General features: G+C 49.6%; 1 pseudogene. It reads right to left on the bottom strand.

Annotated elements, in window-relative coordinates:
• Positions 1-1,042 (bottom strand): annotated as a pseudogene (vmeZ, locus tag R8269_RS26210) (multidrug efflux RND transporter permease subunit VmeZ); the annotation flags it as partial.

The raw sequence follows: 1,042 nt of genomic DNA, 5'->3' as shown, positions 1-1,042 counted from the left end.
ACGACAGCGAAATGCCAAGTTGTTGCGCTTTCTCGCGGTCAATATCCACATAGTAATGCGGTACGTTTGCGCGGAATGTACTAAAGGTGTACGCAATCTCAGGAGCTTGGTTTGCTGCCTGAATCATCTCCCCCATCACCATCGACAAGTCAGTGCGGCTACGACCTAGCGTATCTTCCAATACAAATTCAAAACCGGAAGCAGCGCCCATACCCGGAACGGCAGGCGGCCCCATCGCAAACACGACAGCTTGAGGTAATTCCATCGCTGCTCGACCATTGATGCGAGCTGCTATCGCGTTGGCAGAATGTTCACCTCCTAGCGAGTTACGCGTTTCCCAATCATGCAACTTGATGAACAGCGAAGCACCGTTTGACGCCGCAGCACCAGTCATAAACGAAAAGCCGTTTGCAACCGTTACGCCATCTACACCGGGTTCTTCCTCGATCATTTTCATCAAGTCGCTCGTCACCTCTTCTGTACGAGACAGAGAAGCAGAGTCAGGCAACTGAACGTTGACCAGCAAAATACCTTTATCTTCTTGAGGAACGAATGCCGTTGACGTCGTCTTCGCGAAGAAAGACACCGCAGCAACCGCAACGATGAAGAACGTAACCAATAACAGAGATTTCTTAACAAGGAAGCCTGCAACTTGGCCGTAACGCGTAGTAACACGCTCTAGACCACGGTTGAATGCTTGGAACCAGTTAGCCGTGTTGCCGCCACCTTGTTTTAATACCAATGAACAAAGAGCCGGTGACAGCGTTAGCGCGTTGATTGACGAAATCACAACCGAAATACAGATCGTCAATGCGAACTGACGATACATGATGCCAGTAATACCCGGAAGCATCGCAACAGGTAGGAATACCGCCAACAGAACCAACGTTGAGGTAATGATTGGCCCAGTCACCTCTTTCATCGCTAGCAACGTTGCTTTACGAGGTGAAATGGTTGGATCTTTCGCCATCGTGGTATCAACGTTTTCGATAACCAGAATCGCGTCATCCACCACGATACCAATCGCGAGAATCAAACCGAA

This window comes from Vibrio sp. Vb0667 (assembly GCF_033391095.1).
The sequence above is the reverse complement of the archived record's forward strand: the minus strand, read 5'-3'. Positions and strand labels throughout refer to the sequence as shown.